This window comes from Bradyrhizobium sp. in8p8 (assembly GCF_000426845.1).
In the GTDB taxonomy this organism is placed as follows: domain Bacteria; phylum Pseudomonadota; class Alphaproteobacteria; order Rhizobiales; family Xanthobacteraceae; genus Bradyrhizobium; species Bradyrhizobium japonicum_C.
On record NZ_AUGD01000010.1, the window covers coordinates 149605 to 176046 of the forward strand.

The following is a 26442-nucleotide window of genomic DNA, read 5'->3' on the forward strand; positions in this document are numbered from 1 at the left end:
GAGGAAGCCATGCAACAGCAGAGCGCAGACAGGATCGATCTTGCCGGCCTCGTCGCCGATCTCAACAGCCTGCTGCGGCTGAAGACGAACGTGATCGGGATGAAGCTGTTTGCAACGGTCGCAGAGATGGAGGCGATCCCGAAGATACGCCGCCCGAGCGCAATTCACACCACCGACCAGATCGTGAGCATGGCCGCGCGCCTGGGATGGACCGTCGGCATCACCGCAGACGATCTCGTCGGCGCACAGTGCCGCGCAGTCATTGGCCTTGCGCCGCAGGACGAGAAGTGGCTCGCCGGCGAAAATTATGTCGGGGTCTGGCACGGCACGGCCGAGGACGCGCGCAGGCGCCAGGAGGCACTGGATGTGGTTCCGTTCGGGCAATATCAGGCGCTCGCCGTCAGTCCGCTGGCGGGCGGCCGGCTGGATCCGCCGGACATCTGTCTCGTCTACGCGACGCCCGGGCAGATGATCATCCTGATCAACGGGCTGCAATATACCGGCTACAAGAAGTTCGAATGGGGCGTGGTGGGCGAGACCGCTTGCGCCGATTCCTGGGGGCGGGCGCTCAAGACCGGGGAGCCCAGCCTGTCCTTGCCATGCTATGCCGAACGGCGCTATGGCGGCGTGCCGGATGAGGAGATGCTGATGGCCTTGAAGCCGTCGCATCTCGCCAAGGCGATCGAGGGCATGAAGGCGCTGGCCAAGAACGGCCTGCGCTATCCGATCCCGCCCTATGGCATTCAAAGCGACGTCCGTGCCGGCATGGGCGTGAGTTACGCGAAGAAGTAAAGGCCGATTATGAGCTCTGCGAAATTCGACATCGTCGTCTATGGCGCGACCGGCTTCACCGGCCAGCTCGTCGCGGAATATCTGGCGACGCATTACAAGGACGACAAGGCGCTCAAATGGGCGATGGCGGGCCGCAGCCTCGACAAGCTGAAGTCGGTACGTGAAGCCATCGGCGCGCCTGCCGATACGCCGCTGCTCGCGGCCGACGCATCTGACGCTACATCGCTCAAGGCAATGGTGGCGCAGACCAGGTCGGTGATCACGACGGTCGGGCCGTACCAATTCTACGGCGAGGATCTGCTCGCGGCCTGTATCGCTGCGGGTGTGGATTATTTCGATCTCTGCGGCGAGCCGGTCTGGATGCGGCAGATGATCGACAAGTACGAGGCGGCGGCCAAGGCGAGCGGCGCGCGCATCGTATTCTCATGCGGCTACGATTCCGTGCCGTTCGAGCTCGGCACGTTCTTCGTGCAGGAGGAGGCCAAGCGCGTGTTCGGCGCACCGGCCGCGCGCGTGAAGGGCCGCGTGCGGGACATGCGCGGCACGCTGTCCGGCGGCACCGCGGCGAGCGCGAAGGCGACCTTCGATGCGGTCGCCAAGGATCTCAGCCTCGTCGCCATCCTCAACGATCATTTCGCGCTGACGCCGGGGTTCACCGGCCCGAAGCAGCCCAAGGGCAACAGGGCAGCTTACGAGGAGGATCTGCAATCCTGGGCCGCACCGTTCATGATGGCGTTGATCAACACCCGCAACGTCCACCGCTCCAACATGCTGATGGGCTTTCCCTACGGCAAGGACTTCGTCTACGACGAGATGGTCCTGACCGGTCCGGGCGAAAAAGGCGAGGCTAACGCCAAGCGCGTGATGGCGGCCAATGCCGAGAAGACCGGCCCGAATGCGCCCAAGCCCGGCGAGGGGCCGTCGAAGGAAGAGCGCGAGAACGGCCTGTTCGATCTGCTTTACGTCGCGATCGCGCCCGACGGCCGCCAGGTGCGCGCGGGCGTCACCGGCGACCGCGATCCCGGGTACGGCTCAACCTCCAAGATGATCTCCGAATGCGCGATCTGCCTGCTGCGTGACTCAACCGACGTTCCGGGCGGCTTCTGGACGCCGGGAGCGGCAATGCAGCACAAGCTGATCAAACGGCTGCAGGACCATGCAGGGCTGACGTTCAAGGTGGAGAAATAGGACAGGCGTCTTCGACGGCCCTGATCTTGTAGGCCTGCGCGGCGGCGATCATGCCCCACATCGCGCCCAGCATCATCCAGAAGTGCCGCCAGTGGTCCGTGTCGATCACGAAGTTTTCGCCGACCGTGCCGAGGAAGGCGGCAAACACCGCGAGATAGGCGCGCTGCCACGGCACACGGACGAAGATGTGCCTGAAGCCCATGATGACGGTGGTGAAGACCAGCGCGGGATAGCACACGCCGGAGAGCCAGCCGCCGGACATGAAGGCGTTGAGGTAGGAGTTGTGGGTGTCCTCGGGGAAGAAGCGGTGGAATTGCAGCGGGCCGATGCCGAACGGCAGGTCGAGCGCCATCTCCGCCCCCAGGATGTGTCGGCCGAACCGGCCGAAGCGGCCCTCATCGTAGCTCTGGTCGAAGCTCGCGCGCTGCTTGAACATTTCGGCGGTGGCGTCGAACGACAGCAGCACCGCAATCAACGCCAGCCCCAGCACGGCCGCGACGATCGCCATGATGATGATGCGCGAGCGCTGCGCATTGGTGCGGCTGGTCAGCACCATCAATGCCAGCATGAAGCCGGAGGTCAGCACCAAGCCGCCCCAGGCGGCGCGGGAGAAGGCGAGCAGGATCGCAAGCGACATGATGCCGAAGGCGATGACGTTGCGGAACGCCTTGCCGAACTTGTCTGAGACCACGCTCTGAAGCGCAAACAGCGCCGGCAGGATCAGGAAGGCGCCGAGCACGTTCGGGTCCTTGAACGTGCCACGCGCGCGTCCGTAGAGCGTGAGGAGATCATTGCCGCCGGGGATCAGGTGGAAGTAGCCCGCGATCGCCAACAGCGAGGCGACCAAAGCGCCGGCCACGAGGCCGCGGCGGAGCATGTCCAGCCGCGCCGCCGTGTCTTCCGAGATGACCATCGCGAAGAACAGCACGGTCACCGCCATGTACCACGAGGTCGCGATCCAGGTCACCACCGCGGGCTTATCGAATAGCGGGATCGCGCTGATCGTGTAGCCGACATTGAGTAGAACCAGCATCAGCACCAGCGGCATCAGAACGAGCTTCAGCCGCAGGCCGGTGGCGAAGAAGACGACCGCCGCCAGCAGCGTTGCGATCTCGTAGGGACTCGGCTCGATGAAAACGATCGCGCCGGAGGCGCCCACCAGCCACACCATCGCGCGCTGGAGAGCCAGCACGCCGGGCGCAGCGCGGACTGCTGTATTCATCTCGCCGGCGGTCGCCGCATACGCCATCACACGCCCATACGCCTACGCAAAACTGGTACACCACAAGCACTGCTGTCGTCGCCGGCCTGACCGGGCGATTCCAGTACGCCGCGGCTCGCTTTGGAGGAAACGGCTCGCGATGCGGCGTACTGGATATCCCGCCCGGTGCGCATCTGCGCACAAGGCGGGGCATGACGGAAACTCAATACGCGTTCTCGTTCTTGGTCAGCAGCGAGATCGGCGTCTTCAGGAGAATGTACAGGTCGAACAGCACCGACCAGTTCTCGATGTAATATAGGTCGAACTCGACGCGCTTCTGAATCTTCTCTTCGTTGTCGATCTCGCCGCGCCAGCCGTTGATCTGGGCCCAACCGGTGATGCCGGGCTTGACACGGTGGCGGGCGAAATAGCCGTCGACGGCTTCGTCGAACAGACGGCTCTGGAGCTTGCCCTGCACCGCATGCGGACGCGGGCCGACCAGCGAGAGGTTGCCGGCGAAGACCACGTTGAAGAGCTGCGGCAACTCGTCGAGGCTGGTCTTGCGGATGAAGCGGCCGACGCGCGTGACGCGCGGATCGTTCTTGGTCACGACCTTGGCGGCGGTCGGATCCGCCTGATGATGGTACATCGAGCGGAATTTGTAGACGTCGATACGCTCGTTATTGAAGCCGAACCGCTTTTGGCGGAACAGCACCGGGCCTGGGCTGTCGAGCTTCACCGCCAGCGCGACGAGGCCCATCACCGGCAGGGCGGCAAGCAGCGCCAGGCTGCCGACGACGCGGTCGAACAGCCATTTCATCACCAGGTCCCAGTCGGTGATCGGCGCCTCGAACACGTCGAGCGTCGGCACCTCGCCGAGATAGGAATAGGAGCGGGGACGGAAGCGCAGCTTGTTGGTGTGCGCGGACAGGCGAATGTCAACCGGCAGCACCCACAGCTTCTTCAGCATCTCCAGGATGCGCGTTTCCGCCGAGATCGGCAGCGCGAACAGCACGAGATCGACGCGGGTGCGGCGGGCGAATTCGACGATGTCGTCGACCTTGCCGAGCTTGCGCGCGCCGGCGCAGGTGTCGAGCGCTCGGCTGTCGTTGCGGTCGTCGAACACGCCGAGCACGTGAATGTCGGTATCTTCCTGCGCCTTCAGCGCTTCCACCAGCTGCTCGCCGTTGCTATCGGAGCCGACGATGATGGTGCGGCGGTCGAGCCGGCCCTGGCGCGCCCAGCGGCGCACCAGCGAGCGCAGTACCAGGCGTTCGGCGATCAGCGCCGCGAGCCCGAGGAAATAGAACGCGGCAAGCCAGAGTCGGGACACGTCGTTGCCGAACTTGGCGAAGAACGAGATGCCGATGAAGAGCAGGAAGACGAACGACCAGGACGAGATCATCCGCGTCATCTGCCGTAGCTGTCCGCGGAACAGCTGCACCTGATAGATGTCTGCGGCCTGGAAACAGACCACGGCGGCGACGGCGACCGCAATAACCTGGGCGGGATAGACCCAGCTGAAGGCGCCGGCAAGCGGCATGACGTAACCGACATAAAGCGCAATGCCGACGAGGCTCAGCAGCGCGAAGTCGGCGAAACGGACGAAGCCGGCGATCACGATCGGTGAATAGGCGCGGGCGACCTTCTGGTTCACGACTTCGAGCGCGGCGGGTGAGAGCCGCCGGCGGCGTTCCACGAAGGGCTGGTCAGCAGGCTTCGCCGCGGCGCTGGTCGCGGCGTCGAGCATCGAGCGTGCGTTGAGCGGTTCCACTGGCGTCCACGTCCATTCCACGGCCCGCGGCACGGCCTTGAGTGCGCGGGCAAGCATCCCCTGGCACTTCGACTATCGAACAAATCGGAAGATTTTCTAAAGCGGCCTTAAGGATGGTTAATGATTGATGAAGGCGTCGCGATAGCCGGCGAGCACGCCCTCGACCATCGCCTGCTGGGAGAAATGCATCGAGATGCGCTCGCGCAACGAGAGTGCGCGCTGCGCGGTCGTCTGTGGATCGTCCAGCGCCGCGGCGATCGCCTCGGCCATCGCGTCGGGATTGCTCGGCGCGAACAGCGCAGGGCTGTCGGCACCGAAGATTTCAGGGATACCGCCGATGCGGGACGCGATCATGGGAATGCCCGCGGCACCCGCCTCGATCACGACATAGGGCATGGAATCGCCGCGCGAGGGCACGACGAGCAACCGCCCCTTGGAAAAGCCGTAGCGCGCCTTGACGTGGCCGATGAAGCGGATCGCATTGGTGAGGCCGAGCCTCTCGACCTGCGCTTTCAGCGCCGCTGTCTCCTCGCCGTCGCCGCCGAGCGTCAGCGTCACCTTCTTGCCGCCTTCGTGCAGTCGTGCGAGGGCGTCGACCAGCAGGTCCGCGCCCTTGATGTGCCTGAACTCGCCGACATAGCAGAGGTCAGTGGCATCGTCGGCCGTTACCACGGGCTCGAACTCCTCCGGCGTGACACCATTGAAGACGCAACGCACCACGCCCTTGGGCGTACCGACGATGCGTTGATACGTGTCGCGGGCAAAGGCGCTCTCGAACAGGAACAGATCCGTCGAATCCATCAGCGCGCGTTCCAGGCGCGCGTAGAATTCGCCTTTGATTGTGTTCAACGGATAGTGCAGCGAGCCGCCATGCGGCGTGTAGATGCGAATGGTATCGTCCGAGCGCCGCCGCATGCGGATGAAGGCGCCGGCCTTGGCGCCGTGGCCGTGCATCACGTCGGGCTTGAGCTTGGCGATAAGGCGCCTCATCCGCAGCCAGACCAGCAAATCGTCCGGCGAAGGCTCGCGGCGGATCGCGAGCCGATGCACGCCGAGCTTCAACCGAGGCGCGAGCTCGGCCAGCGCCTTGTCGGCGCGCTCGCCGCCTGTAAGGCTGTCGGCGAGGATGCCGACATGATGGCCGCGGTCGACCTGGCCATTGGCGACGTCGAGGATATGGCGGAAAATTCCGCCGACCGGAGCACGCACGGCGTGCAGGATGCGAAGCGGCCGGTCTGGAGAGGGGGGCATGATCAAAACCAGCTCGACGGCGAATGCCGAACAATTTTCGCGAGATAATCGAGTGGGATTAAGCGGCCTCGTGGTTAACAAACAGTGACGAGCGGGTGTGCTCCAGGTGCCGGATGGTCGCGATTAACCCAGCGGCAACCTTAATGGAGTGTAATCGCGCCGGTTGAGGTAGAGTCGCAGCGTTGCCCTGCGGGAGTGTTCGATGCGTTTAGCGTTCTGGCGTGCCGGCAAGGACAAGGCGGTGATCGCGCGCGCGGTCTCGAGGTCGAAGCCCGCAGCCGCGCCCAAAATCGAAGCCGAGATCGAAGCCGACAAGGTTGAAGCGAATCCCGCGCCCTTCGTCGCGAAGCAGGCGCAGGTCGAGTCCGGCGATATCGACCTGCATGCGCTTGGCGCGGTCTTGGCGCGCAAGCGCGGCTGGATCGTCGTGCCGACGGTCGTGGCGCTCGTCGCATCGCTCGGCGTCGTCAATCTCATCACACCGCGCTACAAGTCCGAAGCCCGCATCCTGATCGACGGCCGCGAGAACGTGTTCCTGCGCCCGAACAGCGATCGCGCCGAGGAGCGGCAGGCACTCGACGCCGAGGCGGTCACCAGCCAGGTGCAGCTCGTTCTGTCACGCGATCTCGCGCGAGAGATCATCAAGAAGAATAAGCTCGCCGAGCGACCCGAATTCGACCCGGTGCTGCAGGGCATCTCGCCGCTGAAATCGCTTGCCGCGCTCATCGGTATCGGCCGCGATCCGTTCGCGATGACGCCGGAAGAACGCGTGCTCGATGCCTATTACGAGCGCCTCCAGGCCTACGCGGTCGACAAGTCGCGCGTGATCGTGGTCGAATTCCAGTCGGCCGATCCCGAGCTTGCCGCCCGCGTCGCAAATTCGATCGCCGACGGCTATCTCGTGCTGCAGCAGGCCGTGCGCCAGGAGCAGGCCAAGAACGCCAGCCAGTGGCTCGCCGGCGAGATCGAGAGCCTGCGCAAGAAGGTCTCCGAGGCCGAGGCCAAGGTCGAGGACTTCCGTTCAAAGTCCAGCCTGTTCGTCGGGACCAATAACACGACGTTGTCGAACCAGCAGATGGGCGAGGTCAACACCCAGCTCAACAATGCGCGGTCGATGAAGGCGGACGCGGAATCCAAGGCGCGGCTGATCAAGGAAATGCTCCAGAGCGGCAAGCCGATCGAGGCATCCGAGGTCGTGAACTCCGAATTGATGCGCCGGCTGTCGGAGCAGAGGGTGACGCTGCGCGCACAACTTGCGGAGCAGTCGTCCACGCTGCTCGGCAATCATCCGCGGATCAAGGAGCTGAAGGCGCAGCTTGGCGACCTCGACAACCAGATCCGCGACGAAGCCGCCAAGATCTCGCGCTCGCTCGAAAACGACGCCCGGATCGCCAGCGGGCGGGTCGATGGTCTGACCACGAGCCTCGAGCAACTGAAGAAGCAGGCGGCATCCACCAACGGCCAGGACGTCCAGCTCCGCGCGCTGGAGCGTGAGGCCAAGGCGCAGCGCGACCTGCTGGAAACCTATCTCGCCAAGTACCGCGAAGCCAACACCCGCGAAACCATCGACACCGCTCCGACCGATGGCCGCATCATCTCGCGCGCCATCGTCTCGAACACGCCGGCCTATCCGAAGAAGCTGCCGATCGTGCTCATTGCGACGATCGCGACGCTGCTGCTGTCGTCCGGCACCGTCGTCACCGGCGAGCTGCTGCGTCAGACCGCGCCGCGGACGTTGGCCGCGATTGCGCCGGCGCGGGCGCCGGTGCGGCGGGAGCCATCGCTCCAGCCGGCCGTCGCTGCTGCCGTCGATGCTGCCATCGACCCGATCGTCGAGCCTGCTTTGCCCGAGCCCGCGCCGTTGCAGCCCGAGATTGTGAGCGACAAGGATGTCAGCGAGTTCGACGAGATCGAACGTCTGGCCGACAAATTGCGCAGGGCGGGCGCTGAGGCCAGGAAGGTCACCGTGCTCGGCACTGCGCCCGGCGCAGCGATTACTCTATCGACATTGACACTTGCCCGGCACCTTTCGCGCGACGCGCGCGTCGTCGTGGTCGATCTCGCGGCGTCCTCGCCGAGCCTTGCCGCGGCGTCCGTCGATGCTTCGGCTCCAGGGCTTGCCGAGCTGATGCAGGGCGAGGCGTCGTTCGCGCAAATCATCACCCGGGACAAGCTGTCGCGGCTGCATCTGGTCATGGCCGGCCGTCCCGGCTTCGACCGCAGCTTGCTGCAATCCCCGCGCGTGGCGCTTGCCATCGACGCGCTGCTGCGCGCCTATGATCACGTGCTGATCGATGCCGGTAGTGCCTCCGATCTTCCGGCCGAGCTGCTGACGGCGCATGCCCGCGCCGTCGTGGTGCCGGATGCGTCGATGGCACCGGACGCGCGCGCGCTGATGTGCGAGCAGCTGAGGGCGGTCGGCTTCAGCGACGTGACGATGCTGAGCAAGCCGGTGCAGCCGTCCGATGCGGTGGAGACGCCGCGCGTCGTGGCGGCGTAGGCGAGCGCGCCAGCCGTCGGTCTCCTACGCGCTGCGTCTTACACTCCCTCTCCAGGGTCCTCGACGGGAGGGCAAGGGGCAGCGCGAAAGCGGATGGAGAGCGCAAAAGAGCTGGTGACGTCTATCCGAACGCCTGCCGCAGCCGGCGGGCCAGGTCGAACAGCATTTGGTTCTGCTTCACCAGCCGCTTGCCGTGGCTGAGTGAGGACATTGCCATCGCGGCGAGCCTGCCGCGCGAGGTCAGGGGCACGAAGCTGTCGAAGATGTCCTCGTCGTCCTTGCAGAACATCCTTTTGTAGTCGTCCGAGCCGATGCCGAGGTCGAGCGAGCGGTAGCCGCGCTCGGCGTAGCGATCGATGATGTAGCGCATCAGGATGAGGCCGGGGCTGTAGCGGGCGTGCTCCGACATCGTGTAGGTGTTGAACATCATCGAGAAGCGCTGGCCATCGGCGACGCCGGCGAAGATCGCGATCACCTCATCGTCGCATTCGAGCGCGTGAATGTCGATGACGCGGCCTTCGCCACGTGGCGCAAGACAGGCGCTGCGGATGAACTGTTCGACGCCAGGCTCGGCGAAGACGTTCGGCAGCTTCTGCTCGGCCATCCGCGCCGGCTTGACGCGGAAGAACCAGTCGAGCAGGCGGGTGACGTCGGCATCTGATGTGGCCAGGTGATAGCGATAGCCGGTGAGGGCCTGTAGCTTCTTTTCCTTGCTCTTGAGACGGCGGCGGAACGAATTGCTGATCCGCGATGCCGCCGGGCCGCCGGGCTCCATCGTCAGCAGCGGGCAGCCGTTGATCGCGCTCTGCCGCGGCAGCAACGCAAACGGGTTCGTCCGGTCGTGCCAGCGCTGCGGCTGCTGCGTCAGCACGAGCACGTCGACACGCTCGCGCAGCGCCGCAAGCAGGGCGTCGAGATCGGCGACGCCGGCCTGCGCCGCCAATTCGGCATCCCACAGGCCCATATTGAAGGTCGTGTGCTTGCCGCCCATGAAGCAGGCCGTGCGGACGCCATGGCTCTGGCGCAGGCAGAGCGGGAGCAGCAGGAGCGGCCGGTGCTCGGCGTCGCGGGCAATCACGATGAAGGGTCGCGCGCCCTCGCGCTCGCCGACCAGTCGTTGCCAGGCGCTGAGCAGGTCGAAGCGCTGATAGGGCGTGAAGAGATGGCCGGGCTCCTCGAAGGCGCGCCAGACGGCCTCGGCCTCGGCGAGATCGATGACGATATCGACATGAGCGATACGTCTCGCTTTTGACCGCGATGGCGCTTCTGCCGTCCGGCTTTGCATCGCCGCAGCCATGGTCATTCGCGAAACCTGTCGAGAAATCGATAATACGTATTTCGGCCTGTGGCCGACCTTTGCAAAGAAAGGTCAACAAAGGGTAATGACAGGGAGAGGGAACGGCGGCGGCGCGCGCGAAGGGCGGGATTTTGGTATCCGACGACAGATGGCTGGAGCGTCTGCGCCTCGAGCTGGCCTGGTTCACCGGCCAAGCCGTGCTGCGCAGTCGCGGGGCCGGCGCCATTCTGCGCTTTCAGCACGTGCGGCCGCGGCGGCGGGGCGGGTTTCAGCCATCGCGCGCGAGCGAGATCACGCCGCAATTTCTCGATCGCGCCATTCGCGCGCTGAAGCGGTGGAGGTACGATTTCCTCGGCATGGACGAGGTATGCCACCGCGCCGTGACGCTGCCGGAGAAGGGGCGCTTTGTGGCGCTGACCTTCGATGGCGCCAGCAAGGACCTCATCAACTTCGCCTATCCCGTGCTGGTGCGCCACGCCGTGCCCTTCACGATCTATGTGCCGACCGCGTTTCCAGACGGCGTCGGCGAGGCCTGGTGGTCAGGGCTGGAGCAGGTGATCGCGCGCGAGAGCCGCATCAGCCTGATGATGGGCGAGAAGGAGCAGCGTTTCACCGTAACCGACAATGCCGAGAAGCAGGCGCTGTTTTCGCATCTGGAGAGTTGGCTCCGCTCGCTGCCGCCCGCGGATCTGTCGGCCGCCATTGCCGATCTCTGCACGCGCTACCGGGTCGACCTCGCGGCGCTCTCGCGCGCAGCGTCGATGGATTGGGAGGATCTGACGAAATTGGCTGCGGATCCGCTCGTCACGATCGGCAGCGCGACGGTGAATTGCCCCGTCTTGGCGAACATGAAGGACGCAGCTGCACTGCGAGAGATGATGATGGGCAAGGCCGTTGCGGAAGCCGCTTTCCGCCGCGAAGTCACGCATTTCGCCTTTCCGTTCGGCGATCGCGCCTCGTTTCGGCGCAGCCACGTCGTGATGGCGGAGGAGGCCGGTTTTGCCAGTGCCGTGACGGCGATCCCGGGTGTCGTGGAAGCGGAGGGACGCACCAATCTGCGCGCGCTGCCGCGGATTTCCTGGGACGGCCGGGTGCGGTCGCTGCGCATGCTGCGTGTCCTGGCATCGGGCGTCGCCTTTGCGACGGTGAAGCCGACGGGGAGCGCTAGGAGCCAGACTTGATGCGGTCGGGACGCTGCATCCAGCTCACGATAGGCATCGCCGGCAAGACCCAGCCCAGCCCGACCACGACGTAATAGATCGCCTGCCGCCAGCCAGACTCGGCGATCCACGGCATCTGCGCCAGCGCCATGCCGAGCAGGGCCCAGACGGTGGCCAGCACCAGGAGCAGGATGGCGCCGAGGAACTTGCGGGTGCGGATCGTCATGGCGGGCTTGCGGCTTTCGCGTAACTTGCACTGCGGAAGCGGGGGACTATAAGGGGCGCGCAGTCCGGTTCAAGCTTGGTTTTCGCCCCGAATGACGATGATGTCCGCACCGTCCGAACCGCATCGCGCCGTGCGCGCGTGGCTGATCGCCGTGGCCGGGCTGATCGCGCTGATGGTGCTGGTCGGCGGCGCGACGCGGCTGACGGAGTCGGGCCTTTCGATCGTCGAATGGAAGCCGGTGACGGGCAGTGTTCCGCCGCTCACCGAGACGCAATGGATTGAGGCGTTCGAAGCCTACAAGAAAATCCCTCAATATCGCGAGCTCAATGCAGGGATGAGCCTCTCGGAGTTCAAGGAGATCTTCTGGTGGGAATGGAGCCACCGGCTGCTCGGACGTTTCATCGGTGTCGCTTATCTCTTGCCGTTCCTGTTTTTCCTGTGGCGCGGCGGCCTGTCCGGTGAATTGAAGCGTCGGCTGTGGCTCCTGTTCGCGCTCGGTGGTCTTCAGGGCGCGGTCGGCTGGTGGATGGTGGCCTCGGGCCTGACGGAACGCACGGAAGTGTCGCAATATCGGCTTGCGACGCATCTGGTGCTGGCGCTCGTGATCTTCGCCGGCATCGTCTGGACGGTGCGGCGGCTCAACGAGCGGCTACGGGCCGCAGCGCCTGCACGGCTGCGCTTCACCAGCGCGCTGCTCCTCGTCGTAACGTTCGTACAGATCTATTTCGGCGCGCTGGTCGCGGGCCTGCGCGCCGGGCGTGCCTACAACACCTGGCCCGAGATCGACGGCGCCTTCATTCCCTCCGCCGAGCGGCTGTGGTTCGAGACGCCGTGGTGGCGCAACATGTTCGACAACGTGCTGACGGTTCAGTTCGAGCACCGCATGACCGCCTACCTATTGTTCGCACTGGCGGCGTTGCACGCAATCGACGCGGTGCGCTCGCGTGCAGGCGCGGCTGCGAGCGGCGCGTTGTGGCTGTTTGCGGCGGTGACCCTGCAGGCGGTGCTCGGCATCCTGACACTGCTCCACCAGGTTCCGATCGGTCTCGCGCTCGCGCATCAGGCGGTCGCGATCGTGGTGCTGGCGCTTTCCGTGATCCAATTGGAGCGTCTGGCCTGGCGGCAATCCGCCGAAGCGCAGCCGCGGGCGGTTCCCATCGGCCAGCCTGGCTGATTGAATCAGCAATAGCCGTAGACGCCGCACGCATAGGGCAGGCGCCAGAAATAGTCGACCTGCTTTCCACCGTAATACGAGCCCTGATAATCGTAGCTCCACGGGCGGCCGTAATAGCCCGGCAACGTGTGGGAGCCGGGCAGCAGCGGTGTCCCCGGCAGGTTGCGGATGTAGCTGCCGATGCCATAGGCGGGCGAGATCAGCGCATCCGGATCGGTTTCGACGTAGACCTGCGGCGGATCCTGCGGCGGCATGGCCGCGCGCCGCTTCGGCGTGGCCGGCAGGTCGGCAGCGAGCGCGCTCGAAACCGTCAGCATCGTCGCAAGGGCAGGCACCATCCAGCGCAGCATCACAGGCTCCGAATCAAAAGGGCGATCCAAGCTCGATGTATGCGGGATGTATGGTTAATGACTGTTAACCGGGCCGGTGCCCGAACATATGTCATCGCCAGTCATTCCGGGGCGGTGCAAAGCACCGTGCCCGGAATTCAGAGGTCGTTCGCATCACTTCGAGGTTCCGGGTTCGCGCCTTTCGCGCCCCGGAACGACAACAGCTACGCCGCCAGCGCCTGCTCCAGATCAGCGATCAGGTCTTCCTTGTCCTCGATGCCGACCGAGAGCCGCACCACGTCGGGGCCGGCGCCGGATTTGATCTTGGCGGCATCGTCGAGCTGGCTGTGGGTGGTCGAGGCGGGGTGGATCACCAGCGAGCGGGTGTCGCCGACATTGGCGAGGTGCGAGAACAGCTGCAGCTTCGACACCAGATTGACGCCAGCATCATAGCCGCCCTTCAGGCTGAAAGTGAACACCGCGCCCGCGCCCCTTGGAGCGTATTTGCGTGCGAGCTGGTGATACTTGTCGCTCGGCAGACCTGCATAGTTCACCGAGGCCACCGCCGGATGGCCGGCAAGGAATTCGGCGACGGCCTTTGCATTATCGCAATGTTTCTGCATGCGCAGCGGCAGCGTCTCGATGCCGGTCAGGATCATGAAGGCGTTGAACGGCGAAAGCGCGGGGCCGAGATCGCGCAAGCCGAGCACGCGGCAGGCGATCGCGAAGGCGAAATTGCCAAAGGTCTCCTGAAGCCGGATACCGTGATATTCGGGGCGCGGCTCCGAGAGCATCGGATATTTGCCGCCCGTGGACCAGTCGAAGGTGCCGGCATCGACGATGATGCCGCCGAGGGAGTTGCCGTGGCCGCCCAGGAACTTGGTCAGCGAGTGCACGACGATGTCGGCGCCATGATCGATCGGCCGGATGAGGTAGGGCGAGGCCAGCGTGTTGTCCACGATCAAAGGCACGCCTGCCTTGCGCGCCACCGTCGAGATCGCCTCGATGTCGGTGATGCTGCCGGCGGGATTGGCGATGGACTCGATGAAGATCGCTTTCGTGCGCGGCGTCACCGCCCGCTCAAAGCTTGAAATGTCATCGGGATCGGCCCACACCACGTTCCAGCCAAAGCTCTTGAATGCGTGTGTGAACTGGTTGATCGAGCCGCCATAGAGCTTTCGCGCGGCGATGAACTCGTCACCCGGCTGCAGCAATTGCTGCAACACCACGACTTGTGCGGCGTGGCCCGAGGCCACGGCAAGCGCAGCCGTGCCGCCTTCGAGCGCGGCGACACGTTCTTCCAGGACGGCATTGGTCGGGTTGCCGATGCGGGTATAGATGTTGCCGAACGCCTGCAAGCCGAAGAGCGAAGCGGCGTGGTCGGCATCGTTGAAGACGAAGGACGTCGTTTGATAGATCGGAGTTGCGCGCGCCCCGGTGGTAGGATCGGGCTGTGCACCGGCATGCACGGCAAGCGTTGAAAATCCCGGAAGGCGATCGCTCATTGAGGGCGTCCTGTTCTTGGTGGCCTGAAAATCGGGCGGCATGCTGATCGGCGCCGCGCCTGCCGTCAAGGCGGCGCTTCACATCGGAACGATCTTGCTACGCATTGTCGCGTTCGCGAAATGAATCCTTCGCGATTGCGTCAGCTTTGCTCGCTCTTGTTTTTCGCCGCACGATCGGATGCCGCGGTGTCGCCGCCGCCGACGCTCATTCGATTGAGGGACAGGCGCATGCCCTGGGTCGGCGCCGGGGGGCGCTTGGAGCTGAGCGTGCGTGAATTCACGCCCATCCAGGAGATCTCGGACGACAGGCGGCCATATTCGATCTTGGGGCAGCGGTTCATCACCACCTTGATACCGACCGATTCCGCTTTCGCCGCTGCGGCATCGTCGCGCGCGCCAAGCTGCATCCAGATCACCTTCGGCAGCGGGTCGAGCGTGAGTGCCTCTTCGACCACAGGCATGATGTGGCTGGAGTTGCGAAAAATGTCGATCATGTCGATGGGGCGGCCGAAGTCGGAGAGCGAGGCGACGAACGGCTTTCCAAGCAATTCCTTGCCGACATGGCCAGGATTGACCGGAATCATGTCATAACCGCGCTGCGCCAGATACTTGAAAGCGAAATAGCTCGGCCGCACATTCACCGGCGAGGCGCCGACCATCGCGATCGACTTCACGCTGTTGAGGATGCCGCGGATGTAATTGTCGGGATAGGCGTCGTGGTTCATCGCTTGTCTTTTCTTGTTGTCACTCATCCCGCCATGTGGGCGTGCGCTTCTCGATGAACGCGCCGATGCCTTCCTCGGCGTCGCGTGCCATCATGTTCTCGGTCATCACCTCTGCCGCATAGCGATAGGCGTCGGCAAGGCTCATCTCGGCCTGGCGATAGAACGCCTCCTTGCCGAGCTTGATCGTGTAGGCGGATTTGAGCGCGACCTTCTGCGCCAGCGCGATTGCCGCATCGCGCTCGCTGCCCACGTCGACGATGCGATTGATCAGCCCGATCTCGCGGGCGCGTGCGGCCGGGATCGGCTCGCCCGTCAGCAGCATCTCCATTGCTTGCTTGCGGGGCACGTTGCGCGACAGCGCCACCATGGGGGTCGAGCAGAACAGGCCGATGTCGACGCCGGGCGTCGCAAAAGTTGCTGCGTCGGACGCGATCGCGAGATCGCAGCTCGCCACGAGCTGGCAGCCGGCAGCGGTAGCGATGCCCTGGACGGCAGCGACCACCGGCTTTGGCAGGTACACGATCGCCTGCATCATCGCGCTGCAGGCATTCATCATCTCGGCAAAGAAAGCGCGGCCGCGATCGGGGTCGGCGCGGTGCGCGGTGAGTTCCTTCATGTCGTGGCCGGCCGAGAAAGCGGGACCGTTGGCCGCGATCACGACGCCGCGGATCGCCTTGTCATTGCCGATCTCGTTGAGCTCGGCATGCAGGCCGGCGATCATCGCCTCAGACAGGCTGTTGCGCGCGGCCGGGCGGTTGAGCGTCAGGACCGCGATGCTGCCGATCGTCTCGCGCAGCAGGATCTGCGGTTGTGGGGAGGGGGCGCGGGCGACCTGGACGGACATTGACGCGATTTCCGCTAAATGATTGCAGTTGGATGACACAGCTAACTTAATGTAACAGGGCAAGTGAAGCGAGGGTGGGAAGCGGCATGGCGTTAGCGAAAATGAGCGTGGCGGAGCTGGAGCGGTTCCTCCGTGACGAATTTCCCCAGGCCTTCAGCGGTGACGACATCACCATCGAGAGCGCGGACGGCCAGACCAGCCTTCTGCGCCAGCGCTACAGCGAACGAATGCTGCGGCCGGGCGGAACCGTGTCAGGCCCGACGCTGATGGCGCTTGCCGATTTCGCGATGTACGTGGTGCTGCTCTCCGCGATCGGACCGATCGGGCTCGCCGTCACCACCAATCTCAACATCAATTTCCTGCGGAAGGGCCAGCCGGGGCAGGACGTGCTGGCCGAGGCGCGGCTGCTCAAGCTCGGCAAGCGTCTGGCGGTCGGCGAAGTGAACCTGTTATCCGGAACGTCACCCGATCCGATCGCGCATGTCACCTCGACCTATTCCATTCCAAATGTTTGAGCTTTTTGCGGGTAATATGACACCGTAATTGCAAGCTATTGATATTGCAGTCTTAATTTGCGACCTTGGCCATTGACCATTGACCATCTCTTCTCTAGAAAACCGCCCAGTCCGGCGCGGTGTTCGCGCCGATGCTCCCCGTCCACGGAAACTCTGACATGAAAACCTTTTCGGCAAAGCCGGCTGAGGTGACGAAGAAGTGGGTGCTGATCGACGCCAAGGGTCTGGTCGTCGGCCGTCTCGCCACCATCGTCGCCATGCGCCTGCGCGGCAAGCACCTCCCGACCTACACCCCGCACGTTGATTGCGGCGACAACGTCATCATCATCAACGCGCAGCATGCAGTCCTCACCGGTCGCAAGCGCGAGCAGAAGACCTACTACAAGCACACCGGTTACGTCGGCCACGTGAAGGAGCGCACCGCGCGCCAGATCCTCGAGGGCCGTCATCCCGAGCGCGTGCTCGAGAAGGCCGTCGAGCGCATGATCCCGCGTGGTCCGCTCGGTCGCGTGCAGATGGGTAACCTACGTGTCTATGGCGGGGCCGATCATCCGCACGAGGCGCAGCAGCCCGAGAAGATCGACATCGCCAAGTTGAACCGCAAGAACACGAGGGCCGCATAACATGGCCGAATCCATCCAATCGCTCGACCAGCTCTCGCAGCTCAAGACGGCGGCCGCGCCTGAGGCGCCCAAGCACGAGAAGAAGGTCGACAAGTTCAACCGCGCCTACGCCACCGGCAAGCGCAAGGACGCGGTCGCACGCGTGTGGATCAAGCCGGGCGCCGGCAAGGTCACCGTCAACTCGCGCGAGGTCGAAGTCTATTTCGCCCGTCCCGTGCTGCGCATGATGATCGAGCAGCCATTCTCGGTAGCCCAGCGTTCGGGCCAGTACGACGTGATCTGCACCGTCGCCGGCGGCGGCCTCTCCGGCCAGGCCGGCGCGGTCCGTCACGGCATCTCCAAGGCGCTCACCTATTTCGAGCCGGAGCTGCGCAGCGTGCTCAAGAAGGGCGGCTTCCTCACCCGCGACTCGCGCGTGGTGGAGCGCAAGAAGTACGGCAAGGCCAAGGCCCGCCGGTCCTTCCAGTTCTCGAAGCGTTAATCGCTTTCGTCGGATTCGCCGCGAAAGCGGCTTCAATGAGATGCAAAAGGGCGCTGATTTCAGCGCCCTTTTTGCTGTTCGTTTGTATGCAAATTGATGGCGTGTTTCCCGAAAAGTTGTCCCCGCGCGAAAACCTGAATGGAACCCGCCGGACATAGCGTCGCCTATGGAAGGGCGCGCAAATCGGATGTGCCGATCGCGTAACTGCTATGTTGTAGAGGGGGCCGACATGATGTCGCTCGATAGCATCACGCTCTATTTGGTCGCGACCATGGTTGCCGCGCTGCTCGGCGCCATGATGGTGTTTTTCGGCAGGCAGGAGAACAGCCCGGCGCTGAGATGGTGGGGCACCGCCTATCTTCTCGGTGCCGCCGCCGTCGCGCTATGGACTGCGGCTGGCGACAGGCTGGGCCCGCACATTTACCTGGCGCTGAACGCCGTCGGCTTCGTCGCCTGCGGCATGGTGTGGAACGCCGCGCGCGTCTTCCACGGCCGCAAGCCGAACTGGCCCGGTCTCGTGCTCGGCGCGCTCGCCTGGGTCGCTGCTGCGACGCTGCTCGATCCGGCTGCATCCATGCTGCGCATGCTCGTCGGCGCCGGCATCGTCTCGGTGTATGCAGCGCTGACCGCCAGCGAGCTCTGGACCGAACGGCGCAAGAGCGTTCAACGACGCTGGCCGGCCTTGGTGATGCCGGTGATGCATGGTTGCGTATTGATGCTGCCGATCCTGATCGGCAGCTTCCTGCGCCCGCACGATGCAAGCTTCTCCCAGAGCATCTGGGTCACAGTGTTCGCGGTCGAGCTTATCCTCTATGCCGTCGGCACCGTGTTCGTCATCTTCATGCTCGTGTCCGAGCGCACCGTGACCGCGCACCGGACCGCAGCTTCCACCGATCCGCTCACGGGCATGCTCAACCGCCGCGGCTTCTCGGAAGCCTGCGCGCGCGTGATCGAGCGCGAGGCCAAGGCCGGGCGTCCGGTGACCGTGATGATCTTCGACATCGACCACTTCAAGTCGATCAACGACCGCTTCGGCCATCCCGCCGGGGACGAGATGCTGAAGCTGTTCTCGACCGTCGTGGTCAGCAGCCTGCGCATCTCGGACCTCTCGGGCCGCATCGGCGGCGAGGAGTTCGCAGCGCTGTTGCCCTGCTCGCTGGAGGAGGGCGTGCTGGTCGCCGAGCGCGTGCGCGAGGCGTTCGAAAACTCCGGCGTCGTTGTCGATGAAGGCCCGGTCGATACCACCGTCAGCATCGGTGTCGCCGGAGGTCCCGCCGGCACCGAGCTCGAGGTGCTGCTTGCCTCGGCCGATACCGCGCTCTACCAGGCCAAGCGCGGCGGCCGTAACCGCGTCGAGGCGGCGGAGGAGCTGCCGCTGTCGCTGGAGAACTGGCGCCGCCAGAGCGCCGCGCGAACCGGTGCATCGCAGCCACGTCCAGCAACGGCGTGAGCAGGACCAAGGCGCCGTTGCGGCGCCTTTTTCTTTTCTGCCGTCTGCGGTAGACACGCCGATCCAACAACAAAGGGTGGGAACCGATGATCACCGAGATCGCGCAAATCGACGTCAAGCCGGGCAGCGAGAAGGACTTTGAAGCTGCCGTGGCCAAGGCCAAGGCGGCCTTCGGCCGCTCCAAGGGCTTTCACGGCTTCGAGCTGCACAAATCGATCGAGAAGCCGCAGCGCTACCGGCTGATGGTGAAGTGGGCGACGCTGGAGAACCACACCGTCGATTTCCGCGGTTCGGAGAATTTCACCGAGTGGCGCGGCCTTGTCGGCCAGTATTTTGCTGCACCTCCGGAGGTCGAGCACACAGAGGTCGTTCTGACGACCTGACCGGAGTCAGGCCACCTCGGCGAGGGCCGGCGCCTCATAGGTCTTGAAGTGGTCGATGATAACCTTGGCTATGGCGACCAGCGGCAGGGCCAGCGCCAGGCCCCAGATTCCGAACACGACGCCGAGCAGGATCTGGAACGCGAATAGCGTGGCCGGCGGGATATCGAGCGCCTGCCGCTGCATGATCGGCGTCAGCAGGTAGCTCTCCATGGCATGCACGCCCATGAAGAGGAGAAAGGCCGACAAGGCGGGGATCCAGCCCGAGGCAAGGCTTGCCAGCACCACGATGACGCCGGCGATGATGGCTCCGACGGTGGGTATGAAGGCGAGCAGGCCCGCCTGGATTCCCAGGATGAACGCGCCGGGAATGCCGATGATGGCAAGCCCGATCCAGGTCACGACACCGACCGCTATCATGACGATGAACTGCGCGGTCAGCCAGCGCTCCAGCGTCTCCGCTATGCGGTCGATGACGAGGGCGACACGCGTGCGGTGCCTCGCCGGCGCCAGGAACAGCAGGCCATCGTGATAGACGCGGGGCTGGGCCGCGAAGGCAAGGCCGAGAAACAGCACGATGAAGACGTTGCCCACGCCGTGAATGGTGCCGAGCAGCAGCTTGAAGGTCTGGCTCACGATCGCGCCGCCGCCGGAAGCCAGCGCGCCGGCACTGGGCAGGGGAGCGCGCGAGGGAGCCGCTGGCGCGGCGGTCGCCTCCGACGAAGTCGTGGCCGAGGCATCCGAGGTGGCATTGCCGAAATCGAAGAAGCTGGTGTCGATGCCGTGGGTCTCGAGGAAGGACCTCACATTCGCGATCTGCGACTTGATGGTCTTGCTCAGCAGCGAGGCCTGCTCGGCGATGGTCGCGCCGCCGAGATAGGCGATGCCGGCAAGCACCAAGGCGAGCGCGACACAGACGATCGCAAGCCGGACGGTGTGGGGCAGGCGAACCCGGCGGCCGAGCGCATTGACCAGCGCGTTGAGGCCGAGGCCGAGCAGCATGCCGGTGAAGATCAGGAGCAGGGTGGCCGCGAAATACCAGCTGAAAGCGAGCAGCGCCGTGAAAAGCACGACGCCGATGCCTCCGACCGCAATCGCCCAAGCCTGATCTCGGGCGAGGTCACTGCGGGTCGGGGGGCGTTCATCTCTGAGAATCGTCACGTCGTGTCCTTTCGCGCAGGCCTGCGTCCGGCACTCTTTCGACAAACGCGCTTCCGATCAAGAGCGGCAACAGGCCGGTTTGACGCTGCCGCGCGAACGGTGCAGAGCGGTAAGGTTGAAAGGATGCGAGCGCTTGGGTTTCATCAGCAAATGGGCAGGTCTGCTCGGGCTTCTGGCTTTGCTCGTCGGCGGCGACCAGATCCGGATCAACCGGCCGGACCACAAGTTTCGCCTGACGGTCGAAGTGACGACGCCAGACGGGATCAAGACCGGGTCGGGCATTCTCGCCGTCGTGCCCGATCGCAACTACAACCGCAGCGGCCGCACCACGACGCGCGGTGAGGCTGTGTTCGTCGACCTCGGCCAAGGCAAGAACCTCGTGGCATTGCTGGCGCACCAGCAAGGCGCCAAGCTTGATCTCGACGACATCAACTATTTGGCGCTCCGCGCCTACGGTGCCGCACGCGGCAGCCGCGTGTCGTTCAAGGACATGAGCCGGCAGACCGGAATCGTCCCGGTACAGGGGGAGTTGATCCCCGTGCTCGTGAGCTTCGGTGATCTCAAGGACCCTGCGAGCGCGCGCCTCGTCGATGGCCGCCACGCAGAGGCAGTCCTGGGCGATGGCTACGCGATCCGCGGTTTCACCGCCGAGGTCGTGCCCAATGGGTTCTGGCCGATCGACATCGGTGGTGCTCTCGGAGAGCCCGTGACACGCGGACTTCACGCGAAATTGCCCTGGTTGGCCGTGCCGGATGCCCCTGCGGCGGTCGCCCTGCAGGCTGCTGGGTTGCCGGCGATGGAGCCGAGCGTAGCCCGGGAGGCCTTTGCGCGAAAATAGCATTGCCGTCCCGCGATCCCCTCTGTTGAATTTGTTCCGTGCGAGGGGCATGTTTTCAGAATCTTCTTACCCGGAGGCTCAGAACGACAGATGAGAAAGCCGGTCGTCGGCGTGATCGGGAATGCCCATCGCGTCGAAAATCGATTTCAGGTCCAGATGGTCGGCGAGCGAAACCTGCGCGCTGTTGCCGAAGTCTCCGGCGGCTTGCCGCTGATGTTCGCTGGCTCCCCTGATATCACCGATATCCCGGCGCTGCTCGACACCGTGGACGGCATCATCCTGACCGGGGCCCGGGCCAACGTGCATCCGACCCGTTTCAACGTCGACCCCTGCGAGAAGCACGAGCCCTACGACATCCACCGGGACGAGGTGGCGCTGGCGCTCTCGGTTGCCTGTGTCGCCCGCAGCATCCCCCTGTTCGGCATCTGCCGTGGCCTGCAGGAGATGAACGTCGCCTTCGGCGGCTCGCTGCATCCCGAGATTCGCGAGATACCGGGCCGCATGAACCACCGCATGCCCAGGCTCGAGAACGGCGAGATTCATCCCGATCCGACCGTGGTGTTCGCCGACCGCCATGACGTCGACCTCACGCCAGCCGGCGCGTTCGCCAAAATTCTCGGCTGTGAGAAGATCCGGGTCAATTCGCTGCATGGCCAGGGCATCCTGGAGCCCGGCAAACGCGTGCTGATCGAGGGCATCGCCGAGGACGGCACCATCGAGGCGATCCGCATCGCCGAAGCTCCGACCTTTGCGCTCGGCGTGCAATGGCATGCGGAATACGATCCGCAGCACAATCCGGTCAACCGCAAGCTGTTCGAGGCCTTCGGCGAGGCGCTGGTCGCGCGGCAGAAGGCGGCGGCGTAGAGCAGCTCGCGAGTGGGGCAGCTCTTGCCGCGCCATCACTGCAGGAGCTCTTGCGGCGAACTCCTCTAAGCTTGGGCCGAGGAGATGGACTGTATCGGCTCTCCGTTCGCACGATCACCATTCGCTTCGGCGAACTTCCGCGGAATAAACCAATCAGTAGGATTTGGTCCGTGCTGCTTTTTACGGCTCTGATTTGTTCTTTGAGAACAAAGTGGAGTCGGACGGAGAACGAAAGCTGGTGGATGGAGGGCAAGGGTCTGCACCGGTCGCGCACGGCATGCAGCTGACACGAGTTCATCGGTGGCGTGACGGCGTTCGACTCAAAACGAAAAGGCGCCTCCTCGCGGAAGCGCCTTTTGCTTGTCGGATGAAGTTCGGGCCGATCAGCCCGAATAGTACATCTCGAACTCGACCGGATGCGGGGTCATCTCGAAGCGCGCGACTTCGGTCATCTTCAGCTCGATATAGGCGTCGATGAAGTCGTCGTCGAACACGCCGCCAGCCTTGAGGAAGCCGCGGTCCTTGTCGAGATTCTCCAGCGCCTCGCGGAGCGAGCCGCAGACGGTCGGGATCTGCTTCAGCTCTTCCTTCGGCAGGTCGTAGAGGTCCTTGTCCATCGCCGGACCCGGATCGATCTTGTTCTTGATGCCGTCGAGGCCGGCCATCAGCATCGCGGCGAAGCCGAGATAGGGGTTGGCCATCGGATCGGGGAAGCGCACCTCCACGCGCTTGGCCTTCGGCGAAGCGGTGTAGGGGATGCGGCAGGAGGCCGAGCGGTTGCGCGCGGAATAGGCGAGCAGCACGGGGGCCTCATAGCCCGGGACCAGACGCTTGTAGGAGTTGGTCGAGGGGTTGGTGAAGGCGTTGATTGCCTTGGCGTGCTTGATGATGCCGCCGATGTAGTGGAGGCAGGTCTCCGACAGGTCCGCATATTTGTTGCCGGCGAACACCGGCTTGCCGTCCTTCCAGATCGACTGGTGCACGTGCATGCCCGAGCCGTTGTCGCCATAGATCGGCTTCGGCATGAAGGTGGCGGTCTTGCCGTAGATATGCGCGACCTGGTGGATGCAGTACTTGTAGATCTGCATGTGGTCGGCCATCAGAGTCAGCGTGTCGAACTTCATGCCGAGTTCGTGCTGGGCGGAAGCGACCTCGTGGTGATGCTTCTCGACCTTGACGCCCATCTTGGCCATGGCGCCGAGCATCTCCGAGCGCATGTCCTGCACCGAGTCCTGCGGCGGAACCGGGAAATAGCCGCCCTTGGTGCGGATGCGGTGACCGAGATTGCCGCCTTCATATTCGGTATCGGAATTGGTCGGCAGTTCCGAGGAGTCGAGCCGGAAACCGGTCTTGTACGGGTCGGCCGAATAGCGCACGTCGTCGAACACGAAGAACTCGGCTTCGGGGCCGACGAACACGCTGTCGCCCACACCCATCGACTTCACCATGGCTTCCGCCTTCTTGGCGATGCCGCGGGGGTCGCGGTTATAGGGCTCGCCGGTGGTCGGCTCGAGCACGTCGCAAGTGATGACCATGGTGGTCTCGGCGAAGAACGGATCGATCGTCGCGGTCACCGGATCGGGCATCAGGCACATGTCGGATTCGTTGATCGCCTTCCAGCCAGCAATCGAGGAGCCGTCGAACATCGTGCCTTCGGCGAAGATGTCTTCATCGATCATGCTGACGTCGAACGTGACGTGCTGCCACTTGCCGCGCGGATCAGTGAAGCGCAGGTCGACGTACTTGACGTCGTTGTCCTTGATCGATTTCAGGACGTCTTTGGCGGTCTTCATGCATACCCCTTTTGGCTCTGCGGATCGGTTTCCAGATGAGCGAAAATTTCTCTCGCTTGGGCGAGTTTTGCGCGACCGCACAAATGAAATCAGGCCGCCGAGGCAGCCTTATCTCTTGTCGGAGTGTCGCAAAATGCGGGATAGCACCCGGCTCAGATAGCGTCCAGCCCGGATTCGCCGGTCCGGATACGGATCGCCTCTTCGATGTTGGACACGAAGATCTTGCCGTCACCGATGCGGCCGGTCTGCGCCGCGCGGCGGATCGCGTCGATGGCGCGCTCGACCAGATCGTCGCCGATCACGATCTCGATTTTTACCTTCGGCAGGAAGTCGACGATGTATTCTGCGCCGCGGTAGAGTTCGGCGTGGCCCTTCTGCCGGCCAAAGCCTTTGGCCTCGGTGACGGTGATGCCCTGAAGGCCGACTTCCTGAAGCGCTTCCTTCACCTCGTCGAGCTTGAATGGCTTGATGATGGCTTCGATTTTCTTCACTGCGCGACTCCCGGCCTCTCGATCAAATAGCAACGTCTTCGTCAGGACGCGCATTTCTCAACGCACGATCTTGTCTTCTCTATGCCGGCATCCCTGACCAGTCCGGCGACAGCGACCGGCCACACCCTGTAAGATCCCAATGGTGCGACCGACCGAGCGGCTTCCTCGAAAGCAGGGTCTATGCCAAGTTGCAAATGCCCAGATTATGAGAACGTTATCAGCCTTTTAACGTGCATCCCTGGTAGTGGTGCCGATTTGCACAAAATACCGAAGACTACGAAATAGGCAAACGGTTCAATATATGTGCAGTTTGATGTTCTTGTGGCGGGGCCGGCATAGAAGATGCCTGTTGAAGAGGCGTTTGTACTAGGAAGTGGCATGGAAGTTCTGACCAACGCTGAGATGCAGCGCGCCGACCAGCTCGCCATTGCGGCCGGCACGCCCGGTTTCGAGCTGATGCTGAGCGCGGGGCAGGCGGTCGCGGAGGCCGCCCATGCGCTGGTGGAGGAGGGGCCGATCCTCATCGTGGCCGGCCCCGGCAACAACGGCGGCGACGGGTTCGTGGCAGCCGCCGAGCTCGCCGCTCAGGGGCGCGAAGTCTCGGTGATCTCGATGAGCGAGCGTGACCAGCTCCAGGGCGATGCGGCGTCCGCAGCGCGCGGCTGGAAGCACCCGGTGCTACCGTTCAATCCGCAGGCGATCGGAAGGCCGGCGCTGATCGTCGATGCGTTGTTCGGCGCTGGCCTCAGCCGTCCCGTCGAAGGCGAGGCGCGTGCGATGATCGAGGCGATCAACGCCAACGGCGCCCCGGTGCTCGCCGTGGATCTGCCGAGCGGCATCAACGGCACCAGCGCAGCCGTGATGGGCGCGGCAGTGAACGCCACCGAGAGCGTCACCTTCTTTCGCAAGAAGCCTGCGCATCTGCTTCTCCCCGGCCGGATCCATTGTGGCCGCGTGCGCGTGGCCGAGATCGGCATCGACGCGCAGGTGCTGGATGAGATCGCACCTCAGACCTTCGAGAACGATCCGGATTTCTGGGGCGCCGCCTTTCCCGTGCCGCGCATCGACGGCCACAAATACGCGCGCGGCCACGTGCTGGCCGTTTCCGGCGATGCGGCCGCGACCGGCGCGGCGCGGCTTGCCGCGCGCGGGGCACTGCGCGCGGGCGCCGGCCTCGTGACGCTGGCGAGCCCGCGCGATGCACTCGCCATCAATGCGGCCGCGCTGACGGCGGTGATGGTCCGCGCCGTCGACAGCGCGGTCGAGTTTGGCGAGCTGCTCGGCGACAAGCGTTACAACACCTGTGTCATCGGCCCCGGCGTTGGCATCGGTGAGCGCACCTGCGACCTCGTTCACACCGCGCTTGGCGCGCAGCGTCACCTGGTGCTCGATGCCGATGCGCTGACGAGCTTTGCAGCGACCCCCGAGCGCCTGTTCGAATCGATCAAGTCCTCGCAGAACAGTGCGGTGGTGCTGACGCCGCACGAGGGCGAGTTTCCGCGCCTGTTCTCCGATCTCAGCAACAAGCATCCCGGCCGCTCCAAGCTCGAGCGCGTGCGCGCCGCAGCCGAGCGCTCCGGCGCCGTCGTGCTCCTGAAGGGCCCGGATACCACCATCGCCGCTCCGGACGGTCGCGCCACCATCGCCGCCAATGCGCCGCCCTGGCTCGCCACGGCCGGCGCCGGCGACGTGCTGTCCGGCATTATCGCAGGGCTCCTGGCGCAGGGCGTGCCTGCCTTCGAAGCTGCCAGCATCGGCGTCTGGATGCACGGCGCAGCGGCAAGCGAGGCCGGACCGGGCCTGATCGCGGAGGACCTGACCGAGACGCTGCCGGCCGTGCATCGGCGCATCTATGACGCGCTCGGCATCGAATATTGAGG

Annotated in this window: 25 protein-coding genes; 13 read left to right on the top strand and 12 right to left on the bottom strand. The window is 64.4% G+C overall.

The genetic code is table 11. The features are described 5' to 3' along the window. The first annotated feature begins 9 nt into the window (after positions 1-9). Complete coding sequence (locus K408_RS0124735) at positions 10-792, top strand: DUF169 domain-containing protein (protein ID WP_024341175.1); 783 nt, start codon at positions 10-12, stop codon at positions 790-792. Positions 793-801: 9 nt separating this feature from the next. Further along, positions 802-1980 carry a saccharopine dehydrogenase family protein gene (locus tag K408_RS0124740; RefSeq protein ID WP_024341176.1) on the top strand — a complete coding sequence of 393 codons (1179 nt, stop codon included), beginning with the start codon at positions 802-804 and terminating at the stop codon, positions 1978-1980. Here K408_RS0124740 and K408_RS0124745 read toward each other — a convergent pair. From K408_RS0124745 to K408_RS0124755, 3 genes are all read right to left on the bottom strand, one after another. Continuing rightward, positions 1964-3229 (bottom strand): O-antigen ligase family protein, encoded by a 1266-nt coding sequence (locus tag K408_RS0124745; protein WP_024341177.1) that lies wholly within the window; start codon positions 3227-3229, stop codon positions 1964-1966. The genes K408_RS0124740 and K408_RS0124745 overlap by 17 nt on opposite strands. A gap of 175 nt (positions 3230-3404) precedes the next feature. Next, positions 3405-4955: an undecaprenyl-phosphate glucose phosphotransferase gene (locus K408_RS0124750; protein WP_024341178.1), complete on the bottom strand. Its 1551-nt coding sequence runs from the start codon at positions 4953-4955 to the stop codon at positions 3405-3407. Positions 4956-5072: 117 nt separating this feature from the next. Continuing rightward, positions 5073-6206 (bottom strand): glycosyltransferase family 4 protein, encoded by a 1134-nt coding sequence (locus K408_RS0124755; RefSeq protein ID WP_024341179.1) that lies wholly within the window; start codon positions 6204-6206, stop codon positions 5073-5075. A gap of 202 nt (positions 6207-6408) precedes the next feature. Here K408_RS0124755 and K408_RS0124760 point away from each other — a divergent pair, with 202 nt between their 5' ends. Continuing rightward, complete coding sequence (locus tag K408_RS0124760; protein ID WP_024341180.1) at positions 6409-8706, top strand: GumC family protein; 2298 nt, start codon at positions 6409-6411, stop codon at positions 8704-8706. A 121-nt stretch (positions 8707-8827) separates the two neighbouring features. Here the strand turns inward: K408_RS0124760 and K408_RS0124765 are convergent, their stop codons facing one another. Continuing rightward, positions 8828-10009, bottom strand: a complete 1182-nt coding sequence (locus K408_RS0124765; protein ID WP_024341181.1) for a GNAT family N-acetyltransferase — start codon at positions 10007-10009, stop codon at positions 8828-8830. Positions 10010-10134: 125 nt separating this feature from the next. Here K408_RS0124765 and K408_RS0124770 point away from each other — a divergent pair, with 125 nt between their 5' ends. Beyond that, positions 10135-11184, top strand: coding sequence for a polysaccharide deacetylase family protein (locus K408_RS0124770; protein WP_024341182.1), 1050 nt, complete (start codon positions 10135-10137; stop codon positions 11182-11184). On the opposite strand, the gene K408_RS0124775 is transcribed toward K408_RS0124770, so the two are convergent. Next, positions 11168-11389, bottom strand: a complete 222-nt coding sequence (locus K408_RS0124775; protein WP_024341183.1) for a DUF2842 domain-containing protein — start codon at positions 11387-11389, stop codon at positions 11168-11170. The two genes, K408_RS0124770 and K408_RS0124775, sit on opposite strands and share 17 nt — an antisense overlap. 91 nt (positions 11390-11480) lie before the next feature. Between K408_RS0124775 and K408_RS0124780 the strand changes: the two genes are divergently transcribed. Continuing rightward, entirely contained in the window at positions 11481-12563 is a 1083-nt protein-coding gene (locus K408_RS0124780) for a COX15/CtaA family protein (protein ID WP_024341184.1), read from the top strand. A gap of 5 nt (positions 12564-12568) precedes the next feature. Here the strand turns inward: K408_RS0124780 and K408_RS0124785 are convergent, their stop codons facing one another. The 4 genes from K408_RS0124785 to K408_RS0124805 form a co-directional block, all read right to left on the bottom strand. After that, entirely contained in the window at positions 12569-12913 is a 345-nt protein-coding gene (locus tag K408_RS0124785; RefSeq protein WP_024341185.1) for a hypothetical protein, read from the bottom strand. Between the two features lie 203 nt (positions 12914-13116). Further along, complete coding sequence (locus K408_RS0124790) at positions 13117-14397, bottom strand: O-acetylhomoserine aminocarboxypropyltransferase (protein WP_024341186.1); 1281 nt, start codon at positions 14395-14397, stop codon at positions 13117-13119. A gap of 140 nt (positions 14398-14537) precedes the next feature. After that, positions 14538-15122 (bottom strand): CoA-binding protein, encoded by a 585-nt coding sequence (locus K408_RS0124800; protein ID WP_024341187.1) that lies wholly within the window; start codon positions 15120-15122, stop codon positions 14538-14540. Positions 15123-15141: 19 nt separating this feature from the next. After that, positions 15142-15966, bottom strand: a complete 825-nt coding sequence (locus K408_RS0124805) for an enoyl-CoA hydratase (protein ID WP_024341188.1) — start codon at positions 15964-15966, stop codon at positions 15142-15144. 86 nt (positions 15967-16052) lie between these two features. Here K408_RS0124805 and K408_RS0124810 point away from each other — a divergent pair, with 86 nt between their 5' ends. From K408_RS0124810 to K408_RS0124830, 5 genes are all read left to right on the top strand, one after another. Further along, positions 16053-16481 carry a PaaI family thioesterase gene (locus K408_RS0124810; RefSeq protein WP_024341189.1) on the top strand — a complete coding sequence of 143 codons (429 nt, stop codon included), beginning with the start codon at positions 16053-16055 and terminating at the stop codon, positions 16479-16481. A 158-nt stretch (positions 16482-16639) separates the two neighbouring features. After that, positions 16640-17104, top strand: a complete 465-nt coding sequence (gene rplM / locus K408_RS0124815) for a 50S ribosomal protein L13 (protein ID WP_018642440.1) — start codon at positions 16640-16642, stop codon at positions 17102-17104. A 1-nt stretch (position 17105) separates the two neighbouring features. Further along, a complete protein-coding gene (rpsI, locus tag K408_RS0124820) occupies positions 17106-17585 on the top strand; it encodes a 30S ribosomal protein S9 (protein ID WP_018642439.1) in 480 nt (159 codons plus the stop codon). A 229-nt stretch (positions 17586-17814) separates the two neighbouring features. Next, positions 17815-19035 carry a GGDEF domain-containing protein gene (locus K408_RS0124825; RefSeq protein WP_024341190.1) on the top strand — a complete coding sequence of 407 codons (1221 nt, stop codon included), beginning with the start codon at positions 17815-17817 and terminating at the stop codon, positions 19033-19035. 86 nt (positions 19036-19121) lie between these two features. Beyond that, on the top strand, positions 19122-19418 hold the full coding sequence (locus tag K408_RS0124830; RefSeq protein ID WP_024341191.1) for an antibiotic biosynthesis monooxygenase family protein: 297 nt from the start codon (positions 19122-19124) through the stop codon (positions 19416-19418). Between the two features lie 6 nt (positions 19419-19424). Here K408_RS0124830 and K408_RS0124835 read toward each other — a convergent pair whose 3' ends face one another. Then, the gene (locus K408_RS0124835) at positions 19425-20576 is read right to left on the bottom strand and encodes an AI-2E family transporter (RefSeq protein WP_024341192.1); all 1152 of its coding nucleotides are present in this window, start codon (positions 20574-20576) and stop codon (positions 19425-19427) included. A gap of 133 nt (positions 20577-20709) precedes the next feature. Here K408_RS0124835 and K408_RS0124840 point away from each other — a divergent pair, with 133 nt between their 5' ends. Both K408_RS0124840 and K408_RS0124845 read left to right on the top strand, forming a co-directional pair. Beyond that, complete coding sequence (locus K408_RS0124840) at positions 20710-21414, top strand: hypothetical protein (protein ID WP_024341193.1); 705 nt, start codon at positions 20710-20712, stop codon at positions 21412-21414. A 90-nt stretch (positions 21415-21504) separates the two neighbouring features. Further along, positions 21505-22278, top strand: coding sequence for a gamma-glutamyl-gamma-aminobutyrate hydrolase family protein (locus K408_RS0124845; protein ID WP_024341194.1), 774 nt, complete (start codon positions 21505-21507; stop codon positions 22276-22278). Between the two features lie 383 nt (positions 22279-22661). Here K408_RS0124845 and glnA read toward each other — a convergent pair whose 3' ends face one another. Then, positions 22662-24071: a type I glutamate--ammonia ligase gene (gene glnA, locus K408_RS0124850; RefSeq protein WP_024341195.1), complete on the bottom strand. Its 1410-nt coding sequence runs from the start codon at positions 24069-24071 to the stop codon at positions 22662-22664. A gap of 152 nt (positions 24072-24223) precedes the next feature. Next, on the bottom strand, positions 24224-24562 hold the full coding sequence (locus K408_RS0124855; protein WP_007603495.1) for a P-II family nitrogen regulator: 339 nt from the start codon (positions 24560-24562) through the stop codon (positions 24224-24226). Between the two features lie 378 nt (positions 24563-24940). On the opposite strand from K408_RS0124855, the gene K408_RS0124860 reads away from it, so the two are divergent. Then, the gene (locus K408_RS0124860; RefSeq protein WP_024341196.1) at positions 24941-26440 is read left to right on the top strand and encodes a bifunctional ADP-dependent NAD(P)H-hydrate dehydratase/NAD(P)H-hydrate epimerase; all 1500 of its coding nucleotides are present in this window, start codon (positions 24941-24943) and stop codon (positions 26438-26440) included. Positions 26441-26442 lie beyond the last annotated feature (2 nt).

Coding starts and splice junctions, on each gene's coding strand:
- K408_RS0124735 (WP_024341175.1), top strand. CDS start 10: ATGCAACAGCAGAGCGCAGACAGGATCGATCTTGCCGGCCTCGTCGCC.
- K408_RS0124740 (WP_024341176.1), top strand. CDS start 802: ATGAGCTCTGCGAAATTCGACATCGTCGTCTATGGCGCGACCGGCTTC.
- K408_RS0124745 (WP_024341177.1), bottom strand. CDS start 3,229: ATGGCGTATGCGGCGACCGCCGGCGAGATGAATACAGCAGTCCGCGCT.
- K408_RS0124755 (WP_024341179.1), bottom strand. CDS start 6,206: ATGCCCCCCTCTCCAGACCGGCCGCTTCGCATCCTGCACGCCGTGCGT.
- K408_RS0124760 (WP_024341180.1), top strand. CDS start 6,409: ATGCGTTTAGCGTTCTGGCGTGCCGGCAAGGACAAGGCGGTGATCGCG.
- K408_RS0124765 (WP_024341181.1), bottom strand. CDS start 10,009: ATGACCATGGCTGCGGCGATGCAAAGCCGGACGGCAGAAGCGCCATCG.
- K408_RS0124775 (WP_024341183.1), bottom strand. CDS start 11,389: ATGACGATCCGCACCCGCAAGTTCCTCGGCGCCATCCTGCTCCTGGTG.
- K408_RS0124780 (WP_024341184.1), top strand. CDS start 11,481: ATGACGATGATGTCCGCACCGTCCGAACCGCATCGCGCCGTGCGCGCG.
- K408_RS0124785 (WP_024341185.1), bottom strand. CDS start 12,913: ATGCTGCGCTGGATGGTGCCTGCCCTTGCGACGATGCTGACGGTTTCG.
- K408_RS0124790 (WP_024341186.1), bottom strand. CDS start 14,397: ATGAGCGATCGCCTTCCGGGATTTTCAACGCTTGCCGTGCATGCCGGT.
- K408_RS0124800 (WP_024341187.1), bottom strand. CDS start 15,122: ATGAACCACGACGCCTATCCCGACAATTACATCCGCGGCATCCTCAAC.
- K408_RS0124805 (WP_024341188.1), bottom strand. CDS start 15,966: ATGTCCGTCCAGGTCGCCCGCGCCCCCTCCCCACAACCGCAGATCCTG.
- K408_RS0124810 (WP_024341189.1), top strand. CDS start 16,053: ATGGCGTTAGCGAAAATGAGCGTGGCGGAGCTGGAGCGGTTCCTCCGT.
- rplM (WP_018642440.1), top strand. CDS start 16,640: ATGAAAACCTTTTCGGCAAAGCCGGCTGAGGTGACGAAGAAGTGGGTG.
- rpsI (WP_018642439.1), top strand. CDS start 17,106: ATGGCCGAATCCATCCAATCGCTCGACCAGCTCTCGCAGCTCAAGACG.
- K408_RS0124825 (WP_024341190.1), top strand. CDS start 17,815: ATGATGTCGCTCGATAGCATCACGCTCTATTTGGTCGCGACCATGGTT.
- K408_RS0124830 (WP_024341191.1), top strand. CDS start 19,122: ATGATCACCGAGATCGCGCAAATCGACGTCAAGCCGGGCAGCGAGAAG.
- K408_RS0124845 (WP_024341194.1), top strand. CDS start 21,505: ATGAGAAAGCCGGTCGTCGGCGTGATCGGGAATGCCCATCGCGTCGAA.
- glnA (WP_024341195.1), bottom strand. CDS start 24,071: ATGAAGACCGCCAAAGACGTCCTGAAATCGATCAAGGACAACGACGTC.
- K408_RS0124860 (WP_024341196.1), top strand. CDS start 24,941: ATGGAAGTTCTGACCAACGCTGAGATGCAGCGCGCCGACCAGCTCGCC.